General features: G+C 42.8%; 22 protein-coding genes. 17 read left to right on the top strand and 5 right to left on the bottom strand.

Features of this window, described 5'->3' with window-relative positions; translation table 11 throughout:
- The first annotated feature begins 419 nt into the window (after positions 1-419).
- The gene (locus DXX92_RS16060; RefSeq protein WP_116001495.1) at positions 420-2969 is read left to right on the top strand and encodes a TonB-dependent receptor plug domain-containing protein; all 2550 of its coding nucleotides are present in this window, start codon (positions 420-422) and stop codon (positions 2967-2969) included.
- Positions 2970-3032: 63 nt separating this feature from the next.
- Here DXX92_RS16060 and DXX92_RS16055 read toward each other — a convergent pair whose 3' ends face one another.
- The gene (locus DXX92_RS16055; RefSeq protein ID WP_147301976.1) at positions 3033-3746 is read right to left on the bottom strand and encodes a substrate-binding periplasmic protein; all 714 of its coding nucleotides are present in this window, start codon (positions 3744-3746) and stop codon (positions 3033-3035) included.
- 772 nt (positions 3747-4518) lie between these two features.
- On the opposite strand from DXX92_RS16055, the gene DXX92_RS16050 reads away from it, so the two are divergent.
- Positions 4519-6435, top strand: coding sequence for a methyl-accepting chemotaxis protein (locus DXX92_RS16050; RefSeq protein WP_116001491.1), 1917 nt, complete (start codon positions 4519-4521; stop codon positions 6433-6435).
- 122 nt (positions 6436-6557) lie between these two features.
- Here DXX92_RS16050 and DXX92_RS16045 read toward each other — a convergent pair whose 3' ends face one another.
- Positions 6558-7745, bottom strand: coding sequence for an HD-GYP domain-containing protein (locus DXX92_RS16045; RefSeq protein ID WP_116001489.1), 1188 nt, complete (start codon positions 7743-7745; stop codon positions 6558-6560).
- A gap of 276 nt (positions 7746-8021) precedes the next feature.
- Complete coding sequence (locus DXX92_RS16040; RefSeq protein ID WP_116001487.1) at positions 8022-9035, bottom strand: sensor domain-containing diguanylate cyclase; 1014 nt, start codon at positions 9033-9035, stop codon at positions 8022-8024.
- A gap of 435 nt (positions 9036-9470) precedes the next feature.
- On the opposite strand from DXX92_RS16040, the gene DXX92_RS16035 reads away from it, so the two are divergent.
- From DXX92_RS16035 to rlmB, 3 genes are all read left to right on the top strand, one after another.
- Entirely contained in the window at positions 9471-10094 is a 624-nt protein-coding gene (locus tag DXX92_RS16035) for a tetratricopeptide repeat protein (protein WP_116001485.1), read from the top strand.
- Positions 10095-10180: 86 nt separating this feature from the next.
- Positions 10181-12640: a ribonuclease R gene (gene rnr, locus DXX92_RS16030; RefSeq protein ID WP_116001483.1), complete on the top strand. Its 2460-nt coding sequence runs from the start codon at positions 10181-10183 to the stop codon at positions 12638-12640.
- 60 nt (positions 12641-12700) lie between these two features.
- A complete protein-coding gene (gene rlmB / locus DXX92_RS16025; RefSeq protein WP_116001481.1) occupies positions 12701-13453 on the top strand; it encodes a 23S rRNA (guanosine(2251)-2'-O)-methyltransferase RlmB in 753 nt (250 codons plus the stop codon).
- A gap of 103 nt (positions 13454-13556) precedes the next feature.
- On the opposite strand, the gene DXX92_RS16020 is transcribed toward rlmB, so the two are convergent.
- The gene (locus DXX92_RS16020) at positions 13557-14837 is read right to left on the bottom strand and encodes a DUF945 family protein (RefSeq protein ID WP_181901768.1); all 1281 of its coding nucleotides are present in this window, start codon (positions 14835-14837) and stop codon (positions 13557-13559) included.
- A 424-nt stretch (positions 14838-15261) separates the two neighbouring features.
- On the opposite strand from DXX92_RS16020, the gene DXX92_RS16015 reads away from it, so the two are divergent.
- From DXX92_RS16015 to DXX92_RS15985, 7 genes are all read left to right on the top strand, one after another.
- Positions 15262-16044 (top strand): SDR family NAD(P)-dependent oxidoreductase, encoded by a 783-nt coding sequence (locus tag DXX92_RS16015; protein WP_116001477.1) that lies wholly within the window; start codon positions 15262-15264, stop codon positions 16042-16044.
- 356 nt (positions 16045-16400) lie between these two features.
- Positions 16401-17510, top strand: coding sequence for a GGDEF domain-containing protein (locus DXX92_RS16010; RefSeq protein WP_116001475.1), 1110 nt, complete (start codon positions 16401-16403; stop codon positions 17508-17510).
- 195 nt (positions 17511-17705) lie between these two features.
- Positions 17706-18104, top strand: a complete 399-nt coding sequence (gene rpsF / locus DXX92_RS16005; RefSeq protein WP_116001473.1) for a 30S ribosomal protein S6 — start codon at positions 17706-17708, stop codon at positions 18102-18104.
- Between the two features lie 10 nt (positions 18105-18114).
- Positions 18115-18417, top strand: coding sequence for a primosomal replication protein N (gene priB, locus DXX92_RS16000; RefSeq protein WP_116001471.1), 303 nt, complete (start codon positions 18115-18117; stop codon positions 18415-18417).
- 62 nt (positions 18418-18479) lie between these two features.
- The gene (rpsR, locus tag DXX92_RS15995; RefSeq protein ID WP_116001469.1) at positions 18480-18707 is read left to right on the top strand and encodes a 30S ribosomal protein S18; all 228 of its coding nucleotides are present in this window, start codon (positions 18480-18482) and stop codon (positions 18705-18707) included.
- A gap of 17 nt (positions 18708-18724) precedes the next feature.
- Positions 18725-19177, top strand: a complete 453-nt coding sequence (rplI, locus tag DXX92_RS15990; protein ID WP_116001468.1) for a 50S ribosomal protein L9 — start codon at positions 18725-18727, stop codon at positions 19175-19177.
- Between the two features lie 200 nt (positions 19178-19377).
- Positions 19378-21225 carry an EAL domain-containing protein gene (locus DXX92_RS15985; protein ID WP_116001466.1) on the top strand — a complete coding sequence of 616 codons (1848 nt, stop codon included), beginning with the start codon at positions 19378-19380 and terminating at the stop codon, positions 21223-21225.
- Here DXX92_RS15985 and DXX92_RS15980 read toward each other — a convergent pair.
- A complete protein-coding gene (locus tag DXX92_RS15980; protein ID WP_116001464.1) occupies positions 21179-22141 on the bottom strand; it encodes a 1-aminocyclopropane-1-carboxylate deaminase/D-cysteine desulfhydrase in 963 nt (320 codons plus the stop codon). The genes DXX92_RS15985 and DXX92_RS15980 overlap by 47 nt on opposite strands.
- 333 nt (positions 22142-22474) lie before the next feature.
- On the opposite strand from DXX92_RS15980, the gene DXX92_RS15975 reads away from it, so the two are divergent.
- From DXX92_RS15975 to mshL, 5 genes are read left to right on the top strand one after another with little or no spacing between them, the layout of a single operon-like run.
- Positions 22475-23401, top strand: coding sequence for a hypothetical protein (locus DXX92_RS15975; RefSeq protein WP_116001462.1), 927 nt, complete (start codon positions 22475-22477; stop codon positions 23399-23401).
- Positions 23394-23999, top strand: coding sequence for a PilN domain-containing protein (locus DXX92_RS15970; RefSeq protein WP_116001460.1), 606 nt, complete (start codon positions 23394-23396; stop codon positions 23997-23999). The genes DXX92_RS15975 and DXX92_RS15970 overlap by 8 nt, the downstream gene beginning before the upstream one ends.
- Complete coding sequence (locus DXX92_RS15965; protein WP_116001458.1) at positions 23999-24745, top strand: hypothetical protein; 747 nt, start codon at positions 23999-24001, stop codon at positions 24743-24745. Before DXX92_RS15970 ends, DXX92_RS15965 begins: the two co-directional genes overlap by 1 nt.
- On the top strand, positions 24738-25124 hold the full coding sequence (locus DXX92_RS15960; protein WP_147301975.1) for a hypothetical protein: 387 nt from the start codon (positions 24738-24740) through the stop codon (positions 25122-25124). Before DXX92_RS15965 ends, DXX92_RS15960 begins: the two co-directional genes overlap by 8 nt.
- A gap of 11 nt (positions 25125-25135) precedes the next feature.
- Positions 25136-26794, top strand: coding sequence for a pilus (MSHA type) biogenesis protein MshL (mshL, locus tag DXX92_RS15955; RefSeq protein WP_116001454.1), 1659 nt, complete (start codon positions 25136-25138; stop codon positions 26792-26794).
- The last annotated feature ends 19 nt before the right edge of the window (positions 26795-26813 follow it).

The following is a 26813-nucleotide window of genomic DNA, read 5'->3' as shown; positions in this document are numbered from 1 at the left end:
TTATCAGTATGCAATATCTAGCTGCTCACTTAGTAAGCAATCGAGATAACTTTTTTTCGGGTATATATTTTATGTGAAATTTACGTAAATACTTGTTTGAAACTTTGTTGTGTAGTCGTTCTCGGTTATTGCCTAGATAGAGAAAGCTATCTTGCCACTATTTAATTCAGACAATCGCAAAGAGTTAATTTATGCAATCGCAAAGAGGTTTAAGTGTTATTACACGAATCACGAAACCATTCGTAATTTGTTAGTCCATCTAGTTCTAAATACATGTGGTCAACCAATGATAAAATAATAACATTACTTGATCGCTCCTTTCTGTGTCATCAACAACTGTCGGTCAAGTGCCATTTATCAACGTTAACTAGCGCGTTAGCGTTTCATATTTATTCCCAGACTTTTTTCTAGGTAGTGTTATGACTTACTTTAAGCCTTCTCTTATTGCTATGGCTATTGCAACCGCAGCATCTGCTGGCAGTGTTGCGACAAATGTTGCATTTGCTGAAACGGCAAATGAACAAGAAATTGAAAAAATCAGCATTATTGGTTCTCGCCGTTTAGGGCGCAGCATTGAAGACAGCCCTGTGCCTATTGATATTCTGGACGCTGATACGCTAGCGGGAACCGGCCTGACAGAAACGAATCAGCTATTAAACACTTTACTACCTAGCTTTAACTTTCCTCAGCCTTCATTAACCGACGGTACCGATCACGTTCGCCCAGCTCAGCTACGCGGTTTAGCGCCAGATCACACTTTAGTCTTAATCAATGGCAAGCGCCGTCATACCAGCGCTTTATTGAACTTAGGTGGTTCAGCAGGCCGCGGCTCTTCAGCGGTTGATCTAAACGCGATTCCGGTGAATGCCATTGAGCGTATTGAAGTACTGCGTGACGGTGCGGCAGCACAGTATGGTTCAGACGCGATTGCTGGTGTGATCAACATTGTACTAAAAAACGCATCAAGTGGCGGTGAAGTGTCAGTTACTTACGGTGGTAATGTTACTGAAATGGAAGGGGTGCCAAATTTAGAAGGTGTTAGTGTTGGCGAAGACGGCAACTTAGCCTTTGAAACAGGTGGTGACCGCGATGTGACTGACGGACAAACGTTAACACTGCGTGCTAATTCTGGTTTTGCTTTAGGCCAAGACGGCTTTGTTAATGTGTCTTTGGAATATCGAGATCGCAATACCGCCAACCGTGCTGACTTTGATCCACGTGAAAATTACGAACGCCAAGCAGATGGCTCATTAGACCCTAGAGAACTAACAATTAACCGTTACAACCATACCTTTGGCAATGGTGAAGTAGAAGATATCGCAGTTTTTGTTAATGCGGGGTATTACCTTGATGAAGATACTGAACTTTACGCCTTTGGCTCATACAGTGGCCGAGAAGGTGAAAGTGGCGGCTTTTACCGCCGCGCCAAAGACAGCCGCAATGTTCAAGCCATTTATCCAGACGGCTTTGCGCCGCGCATTACCTCAAAAATCAACGACTACTCATTAGCCGCTGGGGTTAAAGGTTATGTATTAGAAGAGTGGAACTACGATGTTTCAGCGGTTTATGGTCGCGATCAGTTCCAATTTGGCGTCGAAAATAGCTTGAATACCTCGTTTGGTGCACAAAGCCCTACTGATATTGATGCCGGTAGTTTGATTTACGATCAGCTTACATTAAACGCTGATTTTAGCCGTGTATTTGAATCAGCATTATTTGAAAACGGCTTGAACGTAGCGTTTGGTGTTGAGTATCGCCACGAAAGTTATGAAATTGAAGCGGGCGAAGCAGCGTCGTATCAACGCGGTGAATTTGGGCGTGGTGGCGCCGTGCGCACTTCAAATGACGACGCTTTTGGCGCAGCAGGTTCACAAGTCTTTGTTGGCTTTAGCCCAGCATCTGCAGGCGACAATAGTCGCCATAATGTTAGTGCTTATATCGACTTAGAAACCGACGTTACTGACTTTTGGAACATGACGGTCGCGGCGCGTTACGAAGACTACTCAGATTTTGGCTCAACGTTAAATGGTAAAATTGCTAACCGCTTTAGCTTAACCGAAGAACTTGCTTTGCGTTTATCAGCATCAACAGGTTTTAGAGCGCCATCACTACAGCAGCAGTTTTTTACCAATATTCAAACCACGTTTGTCGATTCTGTGCCAGTAGAAACGGGCACCTTTGCACCGGGCAGTGATGTTGCTAAAGCATTAGGCTCGCCGGGCTTAGACGCAGAAGAGTCAGTAAGCATCGCTGGCGGTATTACTTGGACACCAGTGGCGGAATTTAGCTTATCAATCGATGCTTACCGCATTGATATTGATGATCGTATTGTTTTATCAAACAACCTTTCAGGCCCAGGTATTGAAAGCTTATTGGCAGGAACTGGCGCTACGCGTGCACGTTTCTTCTCAAACGCCATTGATAGCCGCACAGAAGGTGTTGATGTGGTCGCCACTTATTCGTTAGACCTAAACACATACGGCAATGTGTTATTAAACGCAGGTTACAACTATAACGACAATGAAGTGACTAACATTATTGAGCCACCAGCGGCACTACAAGGTGCAGGTGTTGATCAAGGTAACTTGTTCTCAGGCACAGAAATTTTGCGCTTTGAAGTGGGCTCGCCAAAAAGTAAGCTGAACTTAAGTGCGACATGGAACTTTGATGATGTTAAGGCAACGTTGCGCACCACTCGTTACGGTGAAACGCAAGACCCATCAATTAACCCAGCGCGTAACGAAGTGATCCCTACCGAGTGGGTTACAGACATTGATGTCGCTTACCAATTAACTGATGGCTTATCGTTAAGTGTCGGCGCGAACAATGTATTCGATCAATACCCAGATGCAAGCCGTAACTTGATTGACGATGTGACCACTTTTACCCGTATTTTCGCTTATTCTCCGTTTGCACCATATGGTTTCACGGGTCGATTTGTGTACGGAAAAGTTAGCTACTCGTTCTAATCGTTATTAATAACGTTTGAACTAAACAAAAGCTCCAAAGTTTTAGAAACCTTTGGGGCTTTTTTATTTTTTGCGTTGGTAGTATTGACTACGAATTTGCTTAAATTTTCCTTCGCGTTTCGCTTTTTCGATGACCTTTTCTAATTCATCTTTGTGCGCGAAAAGATGTGATTTTTTTGAAATAATAAAATGCGAGCTGCTTTTTAATGATGTTGGTTGCCATCTCGAAGGCATAATCGCATCGCTAAGTTTTCGTTCAGTCAGCACTTGATTCGTGCTAAGTGCGGTATGGAAAAAGCCATCGATACGCTTTCGCTCAAGTAACTGAATTTTTTGACTAAGCGATTTAACTCTCACTTTGTTTGAATAATCTTCTTTTTCAAACATTGAATAGCTATTTGCCCCTTGGCTGAGCCCAATTATTGCAGCTTTTAGCTGTTTTGTATTAGCAATTTTGTCGCGATCATCCGCGCTGACAAAGAGCATTTCCGTAACCGCAGTGTACGCTGGCATCAAGGCAACTAGCGCAGGGTTATCATCTTTACCAAATATAATAATATCGACATCTCCTTTTTCTAACTCTTTGACTCGGCGGGCAAGTGGTAAAGGTTTGATGCGAATGTTTTGGTTGAGCTCATCGGCCAGAAATTGAAAGTACTTTGCATGTAGCCCATCAGGAAAACCAGGTGATACAGAGGCAACTATAGTTTCTTTAGCCAACGAAGTTGCGCTAAATAGAAAAATACTCATTACCAATGTATTAATGGAAATACGCAAATTAGAAAACTCCTAAAGGTTAGTGCGTGTTAACAGTTTGTTAATTCAAATTGAGGTAATTATAACCTAACTTGATAAGCCTTTATTAATCGGTCGAGCGTGTGGCTGTATTCGTTACTCTATGAGTGTTTCAATTAACATCCCATTTAATGTCACAACTAATGTTTGATTGAATAACTGCTACGAGTTTAATTCTGCTTTGCTTACTCTACGTTAGTTGGACTAAGTTAGTTGTAATAAGTTGATCGTGATAAGCTGCAAAATTAAAGGTAAAGCCACCAAGTTAAATTTGTTAAAAGCAGGCCGAGTCATGAACTCGGCCTTTTAGTTTTTTATTCATAATAAGCGCTTTAACTTTGAATCTAGCTTACTGGTAAATCCTATATTTCTGAGGCTAACTACCGATCTATAGATACAGGACTTTTACCTTTCGCCGCTTGGCTTTAAGTGACCTTTAACCTAATGCCCAAGCAACTAATTGTTAGGTTTGTAAGCTGAGTTATGTAGTGTTGAAATAACGTAACGATAGGTTGCAAAATTGTTAATTTGCTGTAACTGGTTAAAGGTTGTGATTGCACTGTAGGTTCACTGCTTTATAATGCGCGCGAAATTCATCAGAACAGTTTAAAAAATGTGCGGCAGGCAATAAGGAATAGCTGGCTTATTGCACTTACTATGTCGGTTTTCGATCGTTAAGCCGAGAAAACTGTTCACTCAAATCACTCATATTGGCATTAGCCACTAGCCCATTTAAAAATGTAATAGGGAATCAATGAAACTTGATATTCGTTCTAAAGTTGTTGCAGCGTCAGCAATCGTAATTGTTTTAGCCATTGCGCTTGTTAGTACTTTTAGCATTATTAACACGCGAGATATTGTGCTGTCTAACACAGTAGATAAGCAACTTCCTGCCGTAATGGGGGAGGTAGCCAACAGTATCAATACTGACTTACAGCGCCCAATTGCTGTTTCTCGCGTGTTGGCAACCAATCCTGATTACAAACAATTCTTAGCGAGTGGTGAGCAAGACAGTGCTAAGTTGTCTAACTACCTAAAAGCGATTAAAGAGGAGTTTAATGCAACCTCTTCATTCTATGTTTCAGATATTACAGGTAACTACTACACGGCGGATGGAATTTTAACGAAAGTTACCCCCAATGATCCCGGCTTCTCTTGGTTCTACGGTTTTAAAGCCAGTGGTAAGCCTTTTGCTGTAGTTATTAATGTTGACGAGGCGAATGGCAAAATGACCTTGTTCGTAAACTACCGTGTTGAAATTGATGGTCAGTTTAAAGCGCTTGCAGGTGTCGGCTTTGCCGTCGATAGTATGGCTGAGCTTATTAGACAATATAAAATTGGCGAAAAGGGCATCGTTTTTTTGGTTGACGGCGACGGTAAGATTGCTGCGCACCCAGATGCCGACAAGGTTGGCCAAAATTACTTCTCACACATTGGCGTAGACAAATCGGCACTTCTTACGAAACAGGCATTTGCCAGTTATGAACTAAGCAATGCTGAGCACCATAGTTTATTAGCCAGCAGCTACTTGGCTGATCTTGGCTGGTATATTGTTGCTGACGTGCCTTACGACGACGTTTTCGGGCAACTTGATAGCCTAACCTACTCGCTTGTTTTACTTGGCGTTATTATCGCTGTGGTATTTCTAGTATTTGTTACGCTAGTAATCACGCGTCTTATTTCACCGTTTAGTGATATGACCAAATTATTAGAGCAAATTGGCCAAGGTGGTGGTGATTTAACGATTCGCTTAGACGAGTCTAGAACTGATGAAGTGGGTCGAATGGCGCGCGGCTACAACAACTTTGTTGAGCACCTAGCCGATATTTTACGTCAGGTTTCTCGTGCCGCTGATGAATTACAAAGTTCGGTTAGTCATGTAGATGTTAAAACCTCAGAGATGACTGACGAGCTTTCAGTGCAAACACAAAACACCGAGCAAGTCGCTACGGCAATTGATGAAATGGGGGTTACTGCAAGAGAAATTGCCAATAATGCCCAGTCAGCTGCTGACTACTCAAAAGCCGCTGAGGATCTAGCAAATCAAGGTACAGAGTCAGTGGTAGAAACCTTAGCGACGGTGAATAGTACAACCTCACAGTTAGCAGAAACTACCGATTTAGTTAATCAATTATCCGATAACACTGAATCGATTGACGCTATTTTGGAAGTGATTCGTTCGGTGTCAGAGCAAACTAACTTATTAGCGTTAAACGCTGCGATTGAAGCGGCTCGCGCTGGTGAGCATGGTCGAGGCTTTGCCGTGGTTGCTGATGAAGTGCGCAGCCTTGCGTCTCGCAGTCACCAGTCGGCAGAGGAAATTAAAACCACGATTGAGTCATTTAAAGAGCAAACCCAAGTGGTAGTTGAGTCTATCGCGCAATCCGTTGAACTGAGTAATTCGAGCTTGGCACAAGCGACTAAGTCAGGTGAGCACTTGGAAGAAATTGTTGGCAACATGGCGCAAGTCAATGAGATGAACTTTCAAATAGCTTCAGCAACGGAAGAGCAGTCTAACGTGGTTGGTGAAATTACGCCGCACGTAGCAGCCATTGCGGAAGTCGCGCAGCACAATTCATCTAACCTCAATGAAATGGCTGATGACAGTCAACAATTAAACGAAATGGCAAGAAGCCTAAATAAGTTAGTTGCTAACTTTAAGTTAGATTAGTTTTCATTTGAATGTGCTTGAACCCAATAACAAGCAAGACTGAGAAAACCTAATGTCTGTAAACACAAGCAAAGTCGCTACTTGGCTTGTGTTTAACTTGTCTAATATCTATTTATAGTGCGTTAGCCTTGCAGCATTAAAAACTCGACAATTTTATTCATTTCTAGATTAAAATCATCGGCCCGCACACTCTTAATTACGATACCTTCAGTACTTGATAAATCAATATCTTCAGCCATGGTGTAGTGGCGGTGATCAATATCGTAAAACGAGCGAACTTTTGGGCGAGTTGGGTCATCGGTTCTTGCTTCAACAATGGCTAAGCGATTGGCGTTTAGTTCGACCAAAGAGCCTATCGGGTAAACTCCCATGCAGCGGATAAATTGATCAACCAGAATTTGATCAAGCTCCCCATCTTTAGCAAGCTTTCTTAAAATATTAAACGCTTTAATATGGCAGTAGCCTGCCTTGTAGACTCGGTTTGCAGTAAGCGCATCGAAAATATCACAAATAGTGATCATCCTGCCGTACATTGAAATATCATCAGCCGCCAATTGGTATGGATAGCCTGAGCCATTGAGCTTTTCATGATGAAGGGCAGCGACTTCCATGCTCAAATCTGAAATACCAGCAATGTTATTAATGATATCAATTGAGTGTTGAACATGAGTTTGCATTACCGCAAACTCCTCAGGAGTTAACTTGGCCGGTTTATTGAGAATTTCATCAGGTATTTTGACTTTGCCAACATCGTGTAAAAAAGCGCCGATAGCAACCTCTTTAGCTAAACGCTTTTCAATGCCTAAATGACGGCAAAATATGGTCATCAAAATAGAAACAGAAACTGCATGTTCCAGCAGGTAGTCATCTTTAATGCGGATATTGAGTACACAGGCTAATGCATCTGGATTTTTAAACACTGCCTCTACAGCGTCATCGGTTACTTCTTTAACAGGTGCAAGGTCGACGTCAATATCGTTCATGATATTGCGCAAGAGTTGTCGTTGAATACTTTTTGAATGGGAAAATAGGGCTTTTGCTTGACTGATTTCGAAGGCCAATGGTTCTATATAAGTGTCAGTTTGCTCAGGACGAGTAAACTGAATGTCACCATTGTCTGAATTTTTGATAACTAGTGACTTGCTAGTGTCAATTAGAACACTGGAAACACCGTGATTAGCGAGGTGATCAATGATCGCTTGCGACTTAACATGGCCAGGACCTTTCAGTTGATAGGTGCCAGTTTGTTCAACAATATCAACAATGTATTGTCCCAGTTTTATTTTGGTTATCCCTACTTCAATAATCATTTACTGCCATTCCGTTTTGTCTATTTAATAAAACAATCGAGCAAGGGTAGCGAACCATGTAACCTGCCAGTGGTGTTAATGTTAAGTGTAGACGTCAAGGGGGGCATTGCAATTTTAGGAGGCGGCCTAATCATCAGTAATTGTGATCAGTATCAAGCCAGCGATACGCGTGCAAAAAGCAAGTGCTAAAGTAGGGCTTGCCTATTAGCGCTGGGCTCTCCATTAGCGCAGGGAAAAGCTATTTAATAAGCCATGTAATTGGTTTAAAGATATGAATTAAGAGTGAGTCGGATGTGCTGCTTTGTGGCGATATTGGGCTTGGTCTGCCAGCTTTAAAAGGTCATCCATTGTTTGTTCACCATTACTTTGAATAGCACCACAACTAATAGTAACCGGCAGCAACTTATCTTGGTAACGCATTTGATGATTCGCAAAGAAACTCACTAGTCGCTGTGCAACTTGGTCGGCTTCGTGTTGGCGTTGGTTGGCAAGCGTAATGACAAATTCATCGCCAGCGTATCTAAAGCAATGGTCAGTATCGCGAATCAGTTCTTTAATTTGGCTGGCAACATAAATCAGCACTTTGTCACCACAATCGTGACCGTAGGTGTCATTGATTTGCTTAAATTTATTACAGTCAATAAATAGCAGTGAAAATGGCGTGTTGTAGCGTTTTTGGCGACTTAACTCTTCGGTAATTGTCACTTCCATTAAGCGACGATTGGCAACGCCGGTTAGGCGATCGTAATTCGCCATATATTCGAGTTGTTCACGAATCAGCACATTAGATAAACAAAGACTGACTTTAACTGCCAGCTGCTCAAGGTGTATTGTCCCTAAGTCCGGTGCAAACCGTCCGCTGCTGCGATCGGTTAACAGCAAACTACCAAACAGCTTTCCTTCTAATTTTACCGGAATAAAAGCGGCAGATTTTGCCCCTTCGAATAAGCTTGTTGGTAAAATACAGTCAAGTTCTGCCAGTTGATTGGTTAACAATGGTTTTTCGTCGCCATGGAATAGCGCTAGTCGTTCGGCACTAATTTGACGGGTATGTTGCTTGTGCCAGTCGGTTTGAGCCACTTGACTTAACATATAGCTGAGCGGTGGAGGATCAATCAGCAGTAGGTGAATATCATGCAGTTGGAACTTGTTTTTTATCAATGTCAGTAGCGTTTGCAATAACTCTTTGCTTGATGAGCAGCTAAGAATTTCTGTCTCAATTTCAAACAGTTTTTTAGCGATTGCTTCATTGGTTCTGGAGTTTTCAATTAACTGCTGTATTGATGACATAGCTGTCCACTCGACTATTTTTCTACTTTGTAATTGTTAAGAATTCTTGCGCATGAGGCAAGCGAAAAATCACCTGAAATTGGGATTTGTGACACTGGTATCTAAATTGCTTTATTTAGCCTATCAGTTGAGTTCCACAGTATTGTTCGCCATGTTTTTGGCGCGCTCATTGTCACAACTAGTGTAGCGGTTTCTTGGCTCATAGAATGCTGCTATGTGGTAGCACCATTGCGAGGTATAAATTAACGCTATGACTAAGACTTTATTTGTTGTTGCCGATAACGGAAGTTAAGACGGCAATACTTTGCAGTATTGGCAGAGCTATTGGTTTAACGACATGCGTAAATGTACGTAAACCAAGTGGGCAATTGATGAATAATCGGAAGTGTATTTCCGACTAATAATTTAAATGGTAGGTAAGCTGGTATTTTAACAATGCGATTTTGTTTTATTCTATTTACTGTAGCGCTATCTTGGCTATTTGCGTTGCCAAGCAAGGCACAAAGCTTTGAAGCGGTGCAAATTTATACGGACAATCAATTACTTGATTTAATCAAAGAAAATAAACATTTGAGTCAAGTGGTGCTAGATGAGTGCCAGCTTGTGCAAGATATTGAAGCACGTGCTGTGAAGGCAAAACTACCATCGTATCAATTTTTATGGGGCGATATGCTGGCCTTTGGCGTTTGCATTGAAAAAGACATTGAACTTGGTCTTTACTACATGCAGCTATCTGCCGATCAAGGGCTGCCTGAAGGGTTAGAGCAGCTTGGCCGTTATCACCATGTTGGTAAGTTTATGCAGCCTGACTTAAACAAAGCCATTATGTATTTAAAAGCGGCTTCTGCATCGAACAATTTAAAAGCGCAATTGCGTCTAGCCGAAATTTACAACCAAGGTCATGGCAGCCCACTAGACTTTCCAGAGCTATACTCACAGTTACATCACGCAGTAACTGATGATAAAAAGGTGCATAAGCGCATCAGTATGTCGTTAGCGAAACTCGCGAATAAAATGCCGGAACATATTGTCGCCAAAGCTAAACGAATAAAATACTAGCTTTTAGTTTTCACAAAATAAGCTAAATAGCTCACTAGAAATGTTCAACACAGGTTATACTACAAAAAAAATCCTGAGCATTTCATGTGAGCCCAAAAGACCCATTCCTAGAGCGTGAAGCTAATAAATACGAAAAGCCTGTCGCTAGCCGTGAACACCTATTAGAACTCATCAAACTATCTGCAGTACCTATGACGTTTAGCGCCATCGTTAAAAAGCTAGGTTATGGCAAAGATGAAGATCGCAAAATCGGGGTAAAGCGTCGTTTGCGAGCCATGGAAAATGCTGGTCAACTGACGTTCAATAAATTTAAGCAATACGTAATTGCTGATCAAAGTGCCAAGCTGACTGGTAGGGTCATTGGCCATCGCGATGGCTACGGTTTCTTTGCTCCAGATACTGGAGGTAAAGACTTTTTTATTTCCTCACATGAAATGCAGCGAGCGATCCACGGCGATATCGTTGAAGCGATATTACTTGACCGTACCGATCGCCAAGGCCGCAAAGAAATTAAAATACTCGATGTCATCGAGCCGCGAAAAGCTGGAATTGTAGGCCGATTTTTTGTTGAAAATCACTTGGCCTTTGTTGTGCCTGATGATGCCCGTATTAACCAAGATATTTTGATTGTGCCCGATGGCAAACTCGGTGCTCGCCACGGCCAAGTGGTGGTGGTTGAAGTGGTGCAACGTCCGAGTAAGCGCAGTAACGCAGTCGGCAAAGTAATTGAAGTACTGGGTGATCACTTGGCGCCGGGTATGGAGATAGACATTGCGCTGCGCGAACACGATTTACCGCATCAATGGTCGCAAGCGGTAACAGATGAAATAGCTGAGCTTAGCGAAGAAGTTGAAGAGTCTGCCAAACAAGGGCGTGTCGATTTGCGCGACTTGCCACTTGTAACCATTGATGGTGAAGACGCGCGCGATTTTGATGATGCGGTTTACTGCGAGCGCAAAAAATCAGGTGGTTGGCGCTTGTGGGTGGCAATTGCTGATGTCAGTTATTACGTGCGACCGGGTAGTGGCTTAGATGATGAAGCAATTGCCCGTGGTAACTCGGTTTACTTCCCAAGCCAAGTCATTCCGATGTTGCCAGAAAAGCTTTCCAATGGTTTATGTTCGCTTAACCCTGATGTTGACCGTCTTTGTATGGTCTGTGAAATGACCATTAGCGAGCGTGGCAAACTCTCTGGCAGCAAATTTTATCCGGCGGTAATGCGCTCACACGCGCGTTTTACTTACACCAAAGTGGCCGCCATTTTAGATGGTGATGAGACGCTACGAGAGCAATACGCGCCACGTGTTAGTGAATTAGAAGAGTTACACAAGCTTTATACTGCGCTTAACGATGCGCGCCTAAATCGCGGTGCGATCGCGTTCGAAACCGAAGAGTCGCGTTTTATCTTTAACGCCAACAAAAAAATAGAAGCCATTTTGCCACTAGTGCGCAACGACGCGCACAAAATGATTGAAGAGTGCATGATTTTGGCGAATGTCGCCACGGCGAAGTTCGTTGAAAAACACGCGATGCCAGGTTTGTTCCGCGTGCACGATAAACCGAGTGAAGAGAAGTATAAAAACTTTGTTAGCTACTTAGCGGAGCTAGGCATTGCGATGCCTGTTTCTGAAGAGGTAGAACCACGCGATTACAGCGATGTGTTAGCAAAAGTGGCAGGACGTCCTGATCAAGAGCTGATCCAAACCATGCTATTGCGTTCAATGAAACAAGCGGTTTATCAAAGCGATAATATTGGTCACTTTGGCTTGGCGCTGCAATCATACAGCCATTTTACATCACCGATTCGTCGCTACCCAGATCTGGTAATTCACCGTGTTATCAAAGCGATTTTAGAAGCACAAGAAAACAACCCAGTGAATGTTGGCTGTTTTAGCTATTCACAAGAGCAAGTCGTCAATTTAGGCGAGCATTGCTCAATGACAGAACGCCGCGCAGATGACGCGACCCGTGATGTTGCAGACTGGCTGAAATGTGAATACATGCAAGACCATGTCGGTGATGAGTTTACTGGCGTGATTTCAACAGTCACCAACTTCGGTATGTTTGTGCGTTTGTCAGACCTACATATCGAAGGATTAGTACATATTACCTCGCTTGGTCGCGATTATTACCATTTTGATGACGTTCGTATGTGTCTAACAGGCGAGAAAACGAATACCCGTTATCATGTTGGTGATGTGTTAAAAGTACAAGTAGCAGCGGTAAATTTGGATGAGAAGAAAATAGATCTGGTCCTTTGCGGTGAAGACGCTGTGATTAAGCGAGCCAAGCCTCTACGCGGCGCAAATAAAGGCGGTGCAAACAAAAGCGGTGGTGCGACGAAGGACAAGGGTAAGACGAAAGCAAAAGGCCGAGGCGGCGTAAGTTACCAACCTGAGCGCAAGGATGACAAAGCTGCAGGCAAAAAGCCCAAGAAAGCTAAGGCAAAAAGCGAGCAGCCCAAAAAGGAAAAGTCAAAAGCGGCAAAACGCAAGGCGAGAAAATCTCGCCCAGGCAAGAATGCCCGTAAGCGTGCTAAGCAGTAGTTGCTGTCTTAGCCAATTAGGCCTCCAAGCAAAGTTAAAAAGTTAAATTAAGTAAGTGTTATGGCAAAAGAAGAAATTGTTTTAGGAATCCACGCGGTTAACGCGCTCATTAAACGCTCACCAGAGCGCTTTGTTGAAATGTGGTTACTAAAAGGGCGTGATGATGAGCGTCTACTACCCATTATCAACTTGGCGCGAAAATACGGTATTCCTGTGCAATTAGTACATCGCAAAGTACTCGACGACAAAAGCGATGGCGAGCAACATCAAGGCGTAGTAGCACGCGTTAAGCCAGGAAAAACCTATACTGAAAATGATTTAGAAGACATTCTTACTGAAGCTGAACGCAAAGATGAATCGCCATTCTTACTGATCCTTGATGGCGTAACTGATCCGCATAATTTAGGCGCTTGTTTGCGCAACGCCGATGCCGCGGGTGTTCAGGCGATCATTGTGCCAAAAGACAAAGCGGCGCGCATTACGGCAACAGTGCGCAAAGTGGCTGTTGGTGCGGCGGAAACTGTGCCTTTAGTTCAGGTTACTAATTTAGCGCGCACCATGAAGCAATTGCAGCAAATGGGGGTTTGGATTATCGGTACGGCTGGCGAAACGGATACCTGCCTGTACGATGTTAAGCTCGACGGCCCTATGGCACTGGTGATGGGCGCCGAAGGGAAAGGAATGCGCCGTTTAACGCGCGAGCATTGCGATCAACTTGTTAAGCTGCCAATGGCAGGCAGTGTGTCTAGTTTAAATGTGTCGGTAGCAACGGGTATTTGTTTGTTTGAAATTGTCCGCCAGCGCCGAGCATAGTCTGATTTAGTGGTGTCCAAGCCACAATAAAAACGCCAGCCTGAGTTGTAAATCAGGCTGGCGTTTTTTGTGCTTCAAGAGCTTAGAGCTTAGAGCTTAGAGCTTAAAGCGGCATTACTTTGTCATTAATCTTTAGCTGGCCTTGTGCAAAGCTAGCGGTAAAGCTTAGTTTACCTTCATCTTTTGTTATTAAGCCTTGCTGTACATAGCCATCGATCATTGGCGATAGGCCAAGTTGTTGGAAGAAAGCTTCTGGGCCAGCGCCATCAGCCTCTAGGTTCATAGCCGCAATGACGGACATTGGGTTATTGATATCGACCAAGTCTTTATTAATGTCTAATTTAGCTTTGGATGCTAATTTACCGTGTTCAGTTACAACACTAAATTCTTCGATGGCGATTTCTGGACTGTGGTCAAGCATCGCCATGGCAGTTGGAATTAGGCTAGCCAAAGCCTGTTGGGTTGCTACTGATTGTGGATCACCATTAAACGACTGCGATGCACGATTAAGTGCTTGAATTGCTTTAATATCAAGGTTACGTATCGCAACTACTAGGTTGCTTTCAGTCACCTTTTTGTCCATGGCTGTGATCTCATCTGCGCCATAGGTTAATGTCAGATCGAGTAGGTCATCGTGCTCGGAGGTATTACCCTCAATATACATATTATTAATCGCCACCGACTGGCCGTTTGCTTTGTTATCAAACGAAAAGCGTTCAACACTGACACTAAAGTCGCCAATTGAAACAGCATCACCTGAGTACATATCTCCAGCAATTAGAGTTTGATCTAATTTGAAAGTTAACGGCAGTACTTCAAGGGCTTTTCCTTGGCCTTTAATTGACAGTCCTTGCCAAATATATTCACCCGTTAATGTGTCGCCACTTAAAGTGAACTCGCCAAGCGATGGTCTGATATTAACCGACTGGTCGACTTCGTCGATATCAAAGGCAAGCGTTTCTAGCCTAGTCGAATAGTTTCCTAACCACGATAGTACAGAGCTTATTTTGATGTTTTGATTGAGTTGTTCAACAATTTGGGGCTGAGCCGCGAAAAGGGGAATATCGAAACTTGCTTTCGATTTTACCAATGAAAGCTGAAGCCCGCTGGTTGTAATGTTGACAGGGCCAAAGGTTAACGACTCTGTTAATACCAGATCAACTGTTGGCATTTCAGGTGCTTGCGTAGCAATTGACAAGGTTGTTACGGCTTCGCCACTAAACCAGTCACGAGTAAATTGATAATCTTTAACAGCAATAGCTGGATTTTTTTCTATCGAAGCAATGGTGTTTTGGTGGTAAGTCTGAAATGAGTTGCCAACAAAGTTGGGCAGTATGAGGCAGCCAGTTATTGCGATTGCTGCGCCTATGGTCGCTTTTTTCATGATAATTCCCTTATAAAACATTCCTTGGTATGCAAACGTGTAAGTTTTGCAAACAGGCAACAACAGTACGACAAAAACATAAGTTAGGCAAACAAAAACGTAGTGCTTTCATGGGCTTGTGGTTTTCATTAATGGCTTAACTATAATGCTAGGCCCTAAACTCGGCAGGGTGAAAATTACACAGGTTCAGTTCGTTATCCGAACACGCCTATGCGTTGGGATTTATCCGCCGAATTCATCACTATTGGTGGGGCGTAATATCTAAGCCCATTTCGCTGATTTATATAGGGAATAATTGATTGGTGATGTGATTTGTCGCTGAACTTTCACGGCATATGCCGTACTATTCATGTCAGTTTTAAATTTGAGATTGAAATATTTAGTGACCTAGGTATTCAGGTTATTAAGTTACTGGGAATAATTGATGAAGAAAATACTAATTACTGGCGCGGCAACTGGCTTTGGTCGCGAAACCGCTATCGCATTGGCAAAACGAGGTCATCAAGTTATCGCTGCAACTTACGATGAAAATCAAGCAGAGTCGCTAACTGAATTTTCAAAATCGCAAAACGTTGAGCTTCAAATTATTAAGCTTGATATTACAAACCCTGATGATGTCGAACAGGTAAAATCGTTCGATCTTGATGTGTTAATTAATAATGCCGGTATCGGTGAAGGTGGCGCGTTAGTGGAAGTGCCATTAGAGCGCATTCGCAACAACCTTGAAACTAACGTCATCGGCACGATTGCCATGATTCAAGCGGCTGCTCCAAAAATGATGGCTAAGAAAAAAGGTACCATTATTATTGTTACGTCGTTAGTTGGTCGCATTCCACTGCCATTTTTGTCGCCTTATTCGATGACTAAGTTCGCGCTGGAAAGCGCGGGTGCTGGTTTATCAGAAGAGTTAGCACCATTTGGTGTTAATGTTTCTATGATTGAGCCGGGTCCATACGGTACTGGCTTTAACGAAGCCAATATGGAGAAGAAATTCTCTTGGATGAAGCCGGACTCGCTCTACAACGATCACAAAGATTATATTGCCGAAGTGGAGCAAAAGTCAGTGTTAAATATGCAGAACGACAATATTCAACCTGTTATTGATGCTATGGTCAAAGCCGCCGAGCATGACAAGCCTAAACTGCGCTATGCTGTGCCTAAGTGGATGGGACTGGCCGTTAATGTAATGCGTGGTTTTGGTAAATAAAGGCGCTAATAAGAATAACCTTATCCTGCGACAAAGCCGTTTAACAAGAAACGGCTTTTATTTTTGCCTGAAGTTTTTGACGAGCGCTTGCAGTTGAGCTAAGAAAGCCAGCAACAGCAACTCTCCCAATTTTGTACACAAATACTTTTAATTGGCAGCGCTCCCTATTATCCTTACAAAGTTTGTGGCATTGAAAAGGACTTTATGCTGAATACTATATTATATCGTGCGACCCTTGAGTGTAGCTTTGCAAGTTGTCTTAGCTGCCCTAGTGATTGCACTAATACCAATGTACTAGCAGCCTCAATTGGCTGCTTTTTTAGATCTCATCTTGTTAGTCAAATAGGTAACTATAAGTGACCTCAAATAATTCACCGGCAACTACTCAAGTGATTGAGCAAGTTGAGCAAGATATTGAACGACGCTCACTTAACGGATGTTATATCTATTTCTTGGGTTGGCTAGCGATAGGAATTGGCACTGATTTTTATCGTGAGCAGACCGAATGGTTTTACGGCATTGCTGGCGCATTATTTTTGCTCGGCGCTTTTCGTATTATCTTTTACTTTAGCTCGAAATCACTAAAGCAATATAGCCATAAAGTTTGGTGGTTATTGTTGCGTGCAAGTGTGCTGCTGCCCTGTCTTATTTTCAGCTCTGTATTCGCGCTCTCTATGTTGCAACCAAAATTTGAGCCTTTGTTTATCTACATCTTTATGACGATATTTGCGTTAGTAAGTAGTGGTACGGTGACCTATTCCCTAGATAAGTCTTTGTACACTAGTTACCTGGCGTCAAATACGGTGATTCCAATTATCACTGTGGTGCTAATGTCGGATTCTGTAGTGGCTCAACTTGAAGTAGGTATGCTGTTTTTTTACAGCATTTATATGTTATTTCAGGGGCGACAGTTAAACAAAGAATACCTAGAAAAATTAACTCAGAAGCAAACCCTAAAAGAGCTATCAATAAAAGACGCGTTAACCGGCATATATAACCGCCGCCACTTTGATCAGTACCTAGCACATGCATGGGATGCCAATATGCGCCGACAAACAACCTTGTCGATTGTAATCGTTGATATTGATTACTTTAAGAAAGTGAATGATCAGTATGGTCATCCTGCGGGTGACGAAACCATTAAACACATTGCCAGCGTGATGAAGTCAACATTCCAACGAGATACCGATATTGTTGCGCGTATAGGGGGGGAAGAATTTGCGGTTATCGTTACTGACACTGAGCAAACTGACGTGTTTAGCCTAGTAGAAACGCTACGTGAAGAGATCAGTTCCTCGACGATTTATTTTAATCAACATGACTTTTCAGTCACCGTGAGTGCCGGCATATATTCATTAGTACCTAATCAACAAAGCAGCGCCAGTGGCTTAATGAGCGGCGCCGATAAGGCACTTTATCAAGCGAAAGCTAATGGTCGAAACTGCACGGTAATTAATAAGGCTTAACCTTAGCTAACGCCAATAGTTAGTGGGTTGTTGTTTATTCGGTAAATAACACGTGTTTTTTGCCGCGCCGTACTTGCCTTCCTTGGTTATTTTCCCTACAATACGCGACCTTAAATCAGCCGCAAGTTTTGTTCCTTGCCTCAACACTGGTGTTGGCTGAGCCAGATACGAGGCTACAACCGTAAGGAGCTCGTAATGCGTCATTACGAAATCGTATTTATGGTTCACCCTGATCAGAGTGAACAAGTACCTGGCATGATCCAGCGTTACTCAGACATGATCACAGCTGCTGAAGGCTCAATCACACGTCTTGAAGACTGGGGTCGTCGTCAATTAGCTTACCCAATCAACAAACTACACAAGGCACACTACGTTTTAATGAACGTTGAAGCGCCTCAGGCAGTTATTGATGAATTAGAAACTTCTTTCCGTTACAACGACGTAGTTCTACGTAACATGATCATGCGCACTAAAGGCGCGGTAACTGAAGCATCTCCTATGGCGACTGCTAAAGATGACCGTCGCGAAGCTAAGAAAGAGGTTACTGAAAAGCCAGCTGAAGCTCCTAAGAAAGAAGAAGCTGCTGCTGAATAATTAGTAATCCGTGACTAACAGCTTCGTTCTTGTTGGTAATGTGGCAAGCCCACTGAAATTATCAACTAGCCCTGCGGGGGTTCACCACTGTCAGTTTAGTATCGAACATCGTTCAATTCAGGTTGAAGATGGCTTAAACCGACAAGCATTCGTTAGAATGAAAGTGGTCGCAACAGGCGAATGGTCACAACGATTAGCAAGTGAATTAATTGAGGGCATGCAAATTCAAGTGACAGGTTTTATTAACCGTCATGAGTCAAGAACCGGAAATCCAGTACTTGCCTTGCATGCTCAACAGATTGAAATGATTTGATTCGATGATTGTTTAATTGAGTGTTTGCTCAGTAAATAACATCAATGATTAGGAGAAATCCCATGTCACGTTTTTTTAGACGTCGTAAGTTCTGCCGCTTCTCAGCGGAAGGTGCTGCGCAAATCGATTACAAAGATATCGCAACACTAAAAAACTACATCACTGAAAGTGGTAAAATCGTACCTAGCCGTATCACTGGTACAAGCGCTAAATACCAACGCCAACTAGCTACTGCTATCAAGCGTGCACGTTACTTAGCACTATTACCATACACTGATTTACACAAGTAACCTAAAGGGGCATTAAGATGGAAGTTATCCTTCTAGACAAAATCGCCAAGTTAGGCGGCCTTGGTGACAAGGTGACGGTAAAGTCTGGTTACGCACGTAACTACTTACTACCAAAAGGTAAAGCTGTATTCGCTTCTAAAGCTAACGTTGAGCACTTTGAAGCTCGTCGTGCAGACTTAGAAAAGCAACTAGCTGAAGCTTTAGCTGCTGCTGAAGCACGTGCTGCTAAAGTAACTGAGCTTGCAGAAGTGACTATCGCTTCTAAAGCTGGTGACGAAGGCAAGCTATTCGGCTCTATCGGTACTAAAGATATTGCTGATGCTATCACTGAAGCTGGTGTTGAAGTTGTTAAATCAGAAGTTCGCATGCCTCACGGTTCAATCCGTGAAACTGGCGAATTCGAAATCGCACTTCACTTACACACAGATGTAGACGTTAACGTTAAAGTTGTTGTAATCGCTCAAGCATAATTGCTTTTCTGATAACAATTAGACGTTAATAGCAAAACACCATGTGCCTCGGCCATGGTGTTTTTTTATGCCTATAGGTAAAGACAAAGATATAAATAAGCTGAATTAATTGGCGAATACCTCGGTCGTTATACCAATTGGTAGGGAAAACCTGTACCGAGTTAAATATCAATACTATAACTTATTAAACGGAGTTAATTTTGTCAGAGGCTGCTGTGCCGCATATTTTCCAGCATACATTAAAAGCGGTTATTAAACGGTTTGAACTTGGGGCTTTGCTACTTTATTTGGCAAGCGTTGCTTTTGCGCTGGGTGCAATTTGGTTCGAACAAAATCAGCAAGCTGAAGCAATAATGCAGGCGACTAATCAATGGTATCCTGCTTCTCTGGTCGAAATCTTTAATATTGAGTCGGGTTTACCGCTTTATCACGAGCAGTTGTCTTCATCTGATTTCACCTTGTTAAGAGAGGTGAGCAACGACACCTTAACCTTGGTTTTTATCCATCCAGTATATCTACTCGTTAGTTCGTGGCTCTTTATTGCATTTAATATCGTTTTTGTTGCCTTTGTACTCGCAATTCGTGGCAGCTTATCAAAAACACTCACTTTATCTTTTGACCCGATTCGCGCCTTGGAGAATTGGGTTGCCTTGTCACGTATTCATGGTAAATATCAGCCAATCCAAGCGAAAGAGCCGATCAGTGAGTCAATTGCAGAGCTTTTACAGAAACTGCAAGAAGCAAAAGCGAGTCAAGGTCAGGCAGAGCTACAAATTCGTGAAAGACTTTTATTAGAGCCTGAAACAGGGGTTGGTAACCGAGAATTCTTTAACAATCGCCTAGATGCACTGCTCAAAGAAGAAGATTCAAGGGGCTGTGTCATGCTAGTTTGTTTTAAAGATTTCGATACGGTTCAAGCAGCTTATGGTGCGCAGCAAGCACTGGATATTGTTGAACAAGCTATTGGCTTGATTCAAAAACGCCTTGTTAACTTTAATAACTATTTTATTGCACGCCCGAATGAAGCTGAACTGGCTCTGTTGCTACCGGGTTTTTACGCAGATGAAGCAGAAAAGCTTGCTAATCGCGTACTCGCGAGTATTAGCCAAGTGCCATTACCGATTGGTGTTGCTCAAGAAGAGTTTGTTCATATGGGCGTTGTTTGTTTTGCGGGCGAAAATCAAGCCTACAAAGTGATGGCTGAAGCGGATATGGCATTGCGTAATGCACAGCTGCAAGGCCCGTCGCAATGGTTTATGTATGACACAGGAGAAGTTGCAGCGGAAACAGCGAAAGGCTCGCTAAAGTGGCGTACATTTTTAGAGCGGGCCATTGAGAAAAATGCGTTTGTTATCTTCTTTCAACCTGTAATAGCAAGCCAAAGCGATCAAATTCTGCATCACGAAGTTTTGTCAAAAGTGCGTGATAGCCAAGGGCAATTAACCAGTGCACGCGTTTTCCTACCTATGGCGCAAAAGTGTGGCTTAAGTGCCAAAATCGATCTGTTGGTATTTGAGCAAGTGTGCCGTTTATTGCAATACGAAAGTAAACAGCCCGATGCATGCAGTTTGAACCTATCGATAGATGCCTTACTTGACGAACAATTTATCGAAGCAATGTTTATTAAATTGGCGCAGGTACCTGACATTGCCAATCGGCTAATTATTGAAATTAGTGAATATCATTTAGTCACGCATCTAAATAAATTAGCACCAGTCGTGGGGCTTTTAGATGAGCTGGGCGTAAAAATACTGGCTGATAAAGTAGGGCAATATGTGGTGAGTACTGATTACTTAAGAGACTGCCCAATCAGTTACATTAAGTTGCATCGCAGTATTGTATATCTAGTGCACGAGAAAATGGAAAATCAGGTTTTCATTCAAAGTTTAAAAGCACGCTGCTTGCAATATGGCGTAAAAATTTATGCGCTGGGTGTTGAGAGCAAGGAAGAGTGGCGAACCTTAGTTCATCTTGGTGTAACTGGCGGCCAAGGGCACTTCTTTACTGAACCTGTGGCGCAGATGGCAAATGCGATTGTACTACCTTAATAAATTCGTTTGGTAGTAATCCTCGTTCTATCTGGCCGCCAAGGCCTTGTAGTCCGCCGGTGTGCAGTAATACAATTTTGTGGCCTGCTGGAAAGTGCCCTTGTGCTATTAAGTCCAGTAACGCTAGTACCATTTTCCCTGAGTAGATTGGCTCAAATGGAACGCCCGTTGCTGCGATAAACTCAGTTAAACGCAAGCAATCTTGGTCACTAAATTTTCCATAACCACCGCGATGAAATTCGGTTAGTAGCTGCCAACTATTGAAAGTCTTAGCCGTTTGATTTTGACTAGTTGGGAGTAGTTGATTGATATTGTTACGTAAATATTCGGCTTGTTTGAGTACTGCAACCCCGAGAATTTGATGTTGGCACTGATCAGCGTAGATAATACCTGCGATGGTACCGCCGCTGCCAACGGGTAACATTAAAGTGTCATAGCTTATCTGCTGATTTAGTTCGTCCACTAGCTCTGCGAGCCCAGATAATGCCAATTCATTACTACCGCCTTCTGGCACAATTAAGTGGTCTGGAAATTGTGCCGCGAGCGCAGCTAGATATTCAGCCTGTTCTCGTTGACGATAGGTTTGGCGATCGACAAATATGGGTTCTAGCCCCCAATGCGTTGCCCAGCTCAAAGTGTAATTGCTCAGGTATTCAGGTTCCCCTCGAATAATTGCCTTTGCTGCTAATTCTTGTTGCTGACAGGCATAGGCTAGGGCATGCAAATGATTTGAATAAGCACCACCAAAACTCAGTATGCCTCTTAACCCTTTTGCTTTGGCATAGGACAAATTGCCCTTTAGTTTACGCCATTTATTACCAGAGATAATTGGATGAATCAGGTCATCGCGCTTGATATATACCTCAATTTGACGTGCCCTAAATAGCGGGTGTTCGATGATTTGCAGTGGTGACATTCGTGATAATAGGTGGGCTAAACAGACTAAACGAGCGGCTAGACGACGAGTAATTAGACGCTTGTTGAGCCAATTATTTAGCTAAGTTGAAACATAAGTATAGCTATTGTCTCAAGTGACGATATCGAAAGTAAAGTGGGGTAACTTATTCTCAATATCTAAAATGCGTGAAATAGACTCCGTATTAGGTGCTGCTAAGCGATTCATTTACTGCCTAGAGAAACGTGACTTAAAGCTTGTTTTTGTTGCTAAAAAACTTGCGCATCAAAGGGAATAAGGGATAATGAAGCTGTATAGCTGTACCATACTGGAATAAAAAATAAGAACCATTGGATGTCGTTAACCTCTAAATTCTCTAAGCTGTTTCGCGGCAAAAAAGTCGCACACCAAGTTGGCTTGGCATTTCGACATGATGCCTTGGCAGTTTGTTATGCCACCGATCAAGGCGATTACCATTACCATCAGTTTCCTGTAACCAATGGCGATCAATTGGCAGCACTTGAACAATTTGCTATCGAAGGCAAGTTAAGTGCCGAAGGTCATTTAGTCTTGGCGCCCGCGCAATATCAAATCGTGCAAGTAGACAAACCGAATGTACCTACTGATGAGATTCTTAGCGCGTTAAAGTGGCAGATCAAAGACCTAGTGACTATCCCACCAGAGGAAATGATCCTCGATTATTTCTCTGGTCCAACGCTATCAGGTGGTGCGGAAAAGATTAACGTTGTGGTTTCAACTAAATCAGCGTTACAGGCAATTGTTGAGAAAATGTCGGGTAGCATCGTTGAGCTCACGACAATTTCCACTGAAGAATTTGCGTTTGCTAGCTTAGTGCCATTTCAAGAGCACGCCGTATTGCTTGTTTGTCAGCAGCCAAATGAAGAAGTGGTGATTTTAATCGTCAAGCATGGGCGTATCTTCTTCCATCGACGCCTTCGAGGTTACGCCCAACTGGCAAGTAAAACCATGGAAGAGCTTTCGTTTGGTGCGATAGATTCGTTAAGCCTTGAAATTCAGCGCTCCTCTGACTACTTTGAACGCCAATTAAAGCAAGCACCAATTAAAGAAATTCAAGTGATTCTGCCGATCAAAACGCAGAATTATATCGTCACTAAGCTGGCGGAAAATACTAATACGCCGGTTAAGGCATTTGTTTTTATTGAGCAGCACCAAGACAAAGCCATGTATGCAGCGGCAATTGGCGCGAGCCAGTTGGCATCGAGCCAAACAAGTAGCGAGGAGCAAGTGACTCATGATTAAGTCATCAATCAACTTGCTGCAAGCGGAGTTAGTGCCGAAGAAACCTTGGTTAAGTTTACCAACGGTTATTACTATTTGGGGACTGGCGCTAATTGTGATGTTTGCTGGTGCTAGCTATAGCCATTGGCAACAGTCAAAAACAGCGCAAGAGTTGGCAATACTAAACGAGCAAAATCAGCAGCTTAATGATCAATTAGAGCAGTTGAAGGCGCAACAAATCTCCGCTAAAGCTGACAGCCAACTAACCGCTGAACTGGCGAGCTTAAAAGCGCTTACTAGAAACAAACGCTATTTATATGGGCACCTCACCAATACAGAGTATTCTTACATTGGGGGTTTTGCGTCTGCCATGGCTGAGCTTTCGCAATTACATAACCCTAACATTAGCCTGACTCATATTAATATTCAGGAGCGTCAATTTTATTTTGCGGGTATGGCGCGTCAAGCGAGTGCTGTACCGCGTTGGTTAGCCAATTTTGAAAAGTCACAAGTATTGTCTGGGCAGGTATTTCAGCAAATGCGTTTGATAGAATCTGACGACAAGCTTATTTCATTTCAGGTGAGCTCAACAGACAACTTGGTTGAGGAGACTGAATAATGGAACAATGGCTTCAATACCAAGAGAAGTTTTTACTGCTCACTAAGCGTGAAAAAAACATTATCTTATTTGGTGGTTTATTTCTGATTTTGTACTTGGGCTTTACCTTTGCAATAGAGCCTAATATCAAAAAAGTACAGCAAGAAAGTGCGAGAATTAAAGACCTAAAAATTTCAATTAATGCTGCACAAGCATCGATCAATATTTATCAAGAAGCACTGATTACCGACCCAAATGAGGCGGTTAGCAAAGAAATTGAACAGCAAAAAGCCTTACTTAGTAATATTGATGAAGAGTTATTAACGCTAACGTCCGAGTTGATTAACCCAGTGCAAATGCGAATTGCTTTGGTTGAGTTATTGTCGTTGCAGCCTGGTGTGTCACTGTCTTCTTTTGAAGTGATTGCGCCAAGTGAATTATTTATTGCCAATCAAGCTCAAGACGAAGCAAACGAGCTAAATCAAGCAGGTGAAAACGCTACTGGTAATGATGGTAATGGGCCGGAAGGTAGCGCTGAACAAACCGCTGGAAATAGTGATGACACTGTCGCCTTGTATCGACACGGCATAAAGCTGACATTAACCGGACGTTACAGTGCGCTTCAGGCATATTTAGCCGAGCTTGAGCAATTGCAATGGAAGTTTTTCTGGCAAGAGTTTGATTTAAAAGTGACTGAATACCCAAACAATGAGCTGTCGGTAACGTTATACAGTTTGAGTACGGCAAGGGAATTTATTGGTGTTTAAAGTAGTGAGTAAAAAGCAGGTATTTAGCCAACTCAGCCTTGCTCTAGTCATTGCGTCGAGTTGCGCCGTGGCTAACGCTTCGAGCGATCCAACTCGGCCTTTAGTAGCAGGTTTAGCATCAGCGAATGTCGACTCAGCGACGCGTAAGCCTGGCGAATTAGTCTTGCAATCAATTATTTCGCCATCAGCAGGTACTTCGCCTCAAGGTGGGAGTGCAGTGCAGCATAAAGCAATTATTAGTGGTCAACTTGTTAGCCTAGGCGAGCAAGTTGACGGTTATCAGGTTATCGATATTAGTGAGCGACAGGTTGTTCTTCAATCGGAAGATAAAAGCAAAGAGTTAGTGTTGTTTTCTCGTTCTGTCGTGACATACAAATAAAAGAAGTTATTATGAAAAAGTCTCCCATTTATCTGTTTGTAACAAGCTCATTAATTGCCTTAGCTGGCTGTACTTCGGTACCAGATAAACCGACATTTATTGAGCAAGAGCTCGACAAAGCGATGGCTGATAAATCTGCTGCGGATAAACGCAAGCCATTGACTCAATTGCCAAATGCAGTTCAGCAAGAATTAATGCAGCAAACCATGAACAATGCCAAAGCGTCATTGTTAGCCGAAAAACGTTTAGATATTGCTGCCGTTGATGTTGATGCTAAAGCCTTTTTTGCCGCTTTAGTGGAAGACTCAAACTATAGCGCAGCGGTGCATCCTGAAGTCGTTGGCAATATCACGTTGAACCTTAAAGATGTCACTATTGATGAAGCCTTAATTGTATTGCAAGACCTTTATGGCTTCGACATTAAGCGTTTTGGCAAAGTAATTCAGGTGTACCCAGCGGGTATGCGCACTGAAACGATCCCATTAAATTACCTGTTTGTTAAACGCTATGGTACGTCTAGCACCAGTATTAACTCTGGTGGCGTTTCTGAAAACGATCCAGACAGTGGCAACAACAGTAACAGTAGCTTCAACAATAGCGGTAGCAACAATAACAGTAATAACCGCTCAAGCAATAACAACCAAAACGGCAGCAGTGGTATCAACCTATACACTGAGAACGAATCTGATTTTTGGACAGAATTAAAAGATACATTGGAATCACTTGTCGGCGCAGAAGATGGCCGTTCTGTTATTGTTTCTCCGCAGGCAGGTTTGGTCACTGTGCGAGCGTTTCCTGGCGAAATTAAATCAGTTAAGAAGTTTATCGACGATACGCAAAAACACTTGCGTCGCCAAGTCATCATTGAAGCGAAAATCATGGAAGTGACGTTAAATGATGATTATCAACAAGGTATTCGCTGGGACAATGTCTTAAGTCATGTTGAAAGCACAGATCTAAACTTCTCAACGACAGGCAATATTGCTGGTAATACCATTTCGTCAGCGTTGGGTGGCACGACTTCAATTAGCTTTTTAAATGCTGATTTTTCAGGGGTTATTGAGCTTCTACAAACGCAAGGTAATGTGCAGGTGTTATCAAGCCCAAGAATTACTGCGACTAATAATCAAAAAGCGGTGATTAAAGTTGGTGAAGATGAGTATTTTGTTACCGATGTCTCAAGCACAACGACAACGGGAACATCAACAACGGTTACGCCAGAAATTGACCTAACACCGTTCTTCTCAGGTATTGCTTTAGATGTCACCCCACAAATTGATGCCAATGGCGAAGTGATTTTGCATGTTCACCCGTCGGTGACCTTGACGCAAGAGCAGTTAAAAACAGTGACCATCAACCAAGAAGATGTTGTACTGCCGCTGGCACAAAGCAGTGTTCGTGAGTCAGATACAATTATCAGAGCTAAATCGGGTGAAATCGTTGTCATTGGCGGCTTGATAGAAACCCGAAAAGTCGATTTAGAGTCGAAAACTCCATTACTAGGCGATATTCCACTGATGGGCGAGCTGTTTAAGAGCAAATCGCAATCAACTCAAAAGAAAGAGCTAGTGATCATGCTCAAGCCTGTAGTGATTGGCCAAGATACTTGGCAAGATCAGCTGCAAGAAGCACGCGCCTTATTGAAGCAGTGGTTCCCTGAAAGCGAATAATAATGTTGGCAGTGTGCTG

Origin of the sequence: Thalassotalea euphylliae, from assembly GCF_003390395.1 — a bacterium.
Lineage (GTDB): Bacteria > Pseudomonadota > Gammaproteobacteria > Enterobacterales > Alteromonadaceae > Thalassotalea_F > Thalassotalea_F euphylliae_C.
This window is presented reverse-complemented; position numbering and strand designations above follow the sequence as displayed.

Coding starts and splice junctions, on each gene's coding strand:
- DXX92_RS16020 (WP_181901768.1), bottom strand. CDS start 14,837: ATGAAAAAAGCGACCATAGGCGCAGCAATCGCAATAACTGGCTGCCTC.
- DXX92_RS16050 (WP_116001491.1), top strand. CDS start 4,519: ATGAAACTTGATATTCGTTCTAAAGTTGTTGCAGCGTCAGCAATCGTA.
- rplI (WP_116001468.1), top strand. CDS start 18,725: ATGGAAGTTATCCTTCTAGACAAAATCGCCAAGTTAGGCGGCCTTGGT.
- DXX92_RS16060 (WP_116001495.1), top strand. CDS start 420: ATGACTTACTTTAAGCCTTCTCTTATTGCTATGGCTATTGCAACCGCA.
- rpsR (WP_116001469.1), top strand. CDS start 18,480: ATGTCACGTTTTTTTAGACGTCGTAAGTTCTGCCGCTTCTCAGCGGAA.
- DXX92_RS15980 (WP_116001464.1), bottom strand. CDS start 22,141: ATGTCACCACTGCAAATCATCGAACACCCGCTATTTAGGGCACGTCAA.
- rpsF (WP_116001473.1), top strand. CDS start 17,706: ATGCGTCATTACGAAATCGTATTTATGGTTCACCCTGATCAGAGTGAA.
- DXX92_RS16035 (WP_116001485.1), top strand. CDS start 9,471: ATGCGATTTTGTTTTATTCTATTTACTGTAGCGCTATCTTGGCTATTT.
- DXX92_RS16040 (WP_116001487.1), bottom strand. CDS start 9,035: ATGTCATCAATACAGCAGTTAATTGAAAACTCCAGAACCAATGAAGCA.
- rlmB (WP_116001481.1), top strand. CDS start 12,701: ATGGCAAAAGAAGAAATTGTTTTAGGAATCCACGCGGTTAACGCGCTC.
- DXX92_RS15965 (WP_116001458.1), top strand. CDS start 23,999: ATGGAACAATGGCTTCAATACCAAGAGAAGTTTTTACTGCTCACTAAG.
- DXX92_RS16045 (WP_116001489.1), bottom strand. CDS start 7,745: ATGATTATTGAAGTAGGGATAACCAAAATAAAACTGGGACAATACATT.
- DXX92_RS16015 (WP_116001477.1), top strand. CDS start 15,262: ATGAAGAAAATACTAATTACTGGCGCGGCAACTGGCTTTGGTCGCGAA.
- mshL (WP_116001454.1), top strand. CDS start 25,136: ATGAAAAAGTCTCCCATTTATCTGTTTGTAACAAGCTCATTAATTGCC.
- DXX92_RS15975 (WP_116001462.1), top strand. CDS start 22,475: ATGTCGTTAACCTCTAAATTCTCTAAGCTGTTTCGCGGCAAAAAAGTC.
- DXX92_RS15970 (WP_116001460.1), top strand. CDS start 23,394: ATGATTAAGTCATCAATCAACTTGCTGCAAGCGGAGTTAGTGCCGAAG.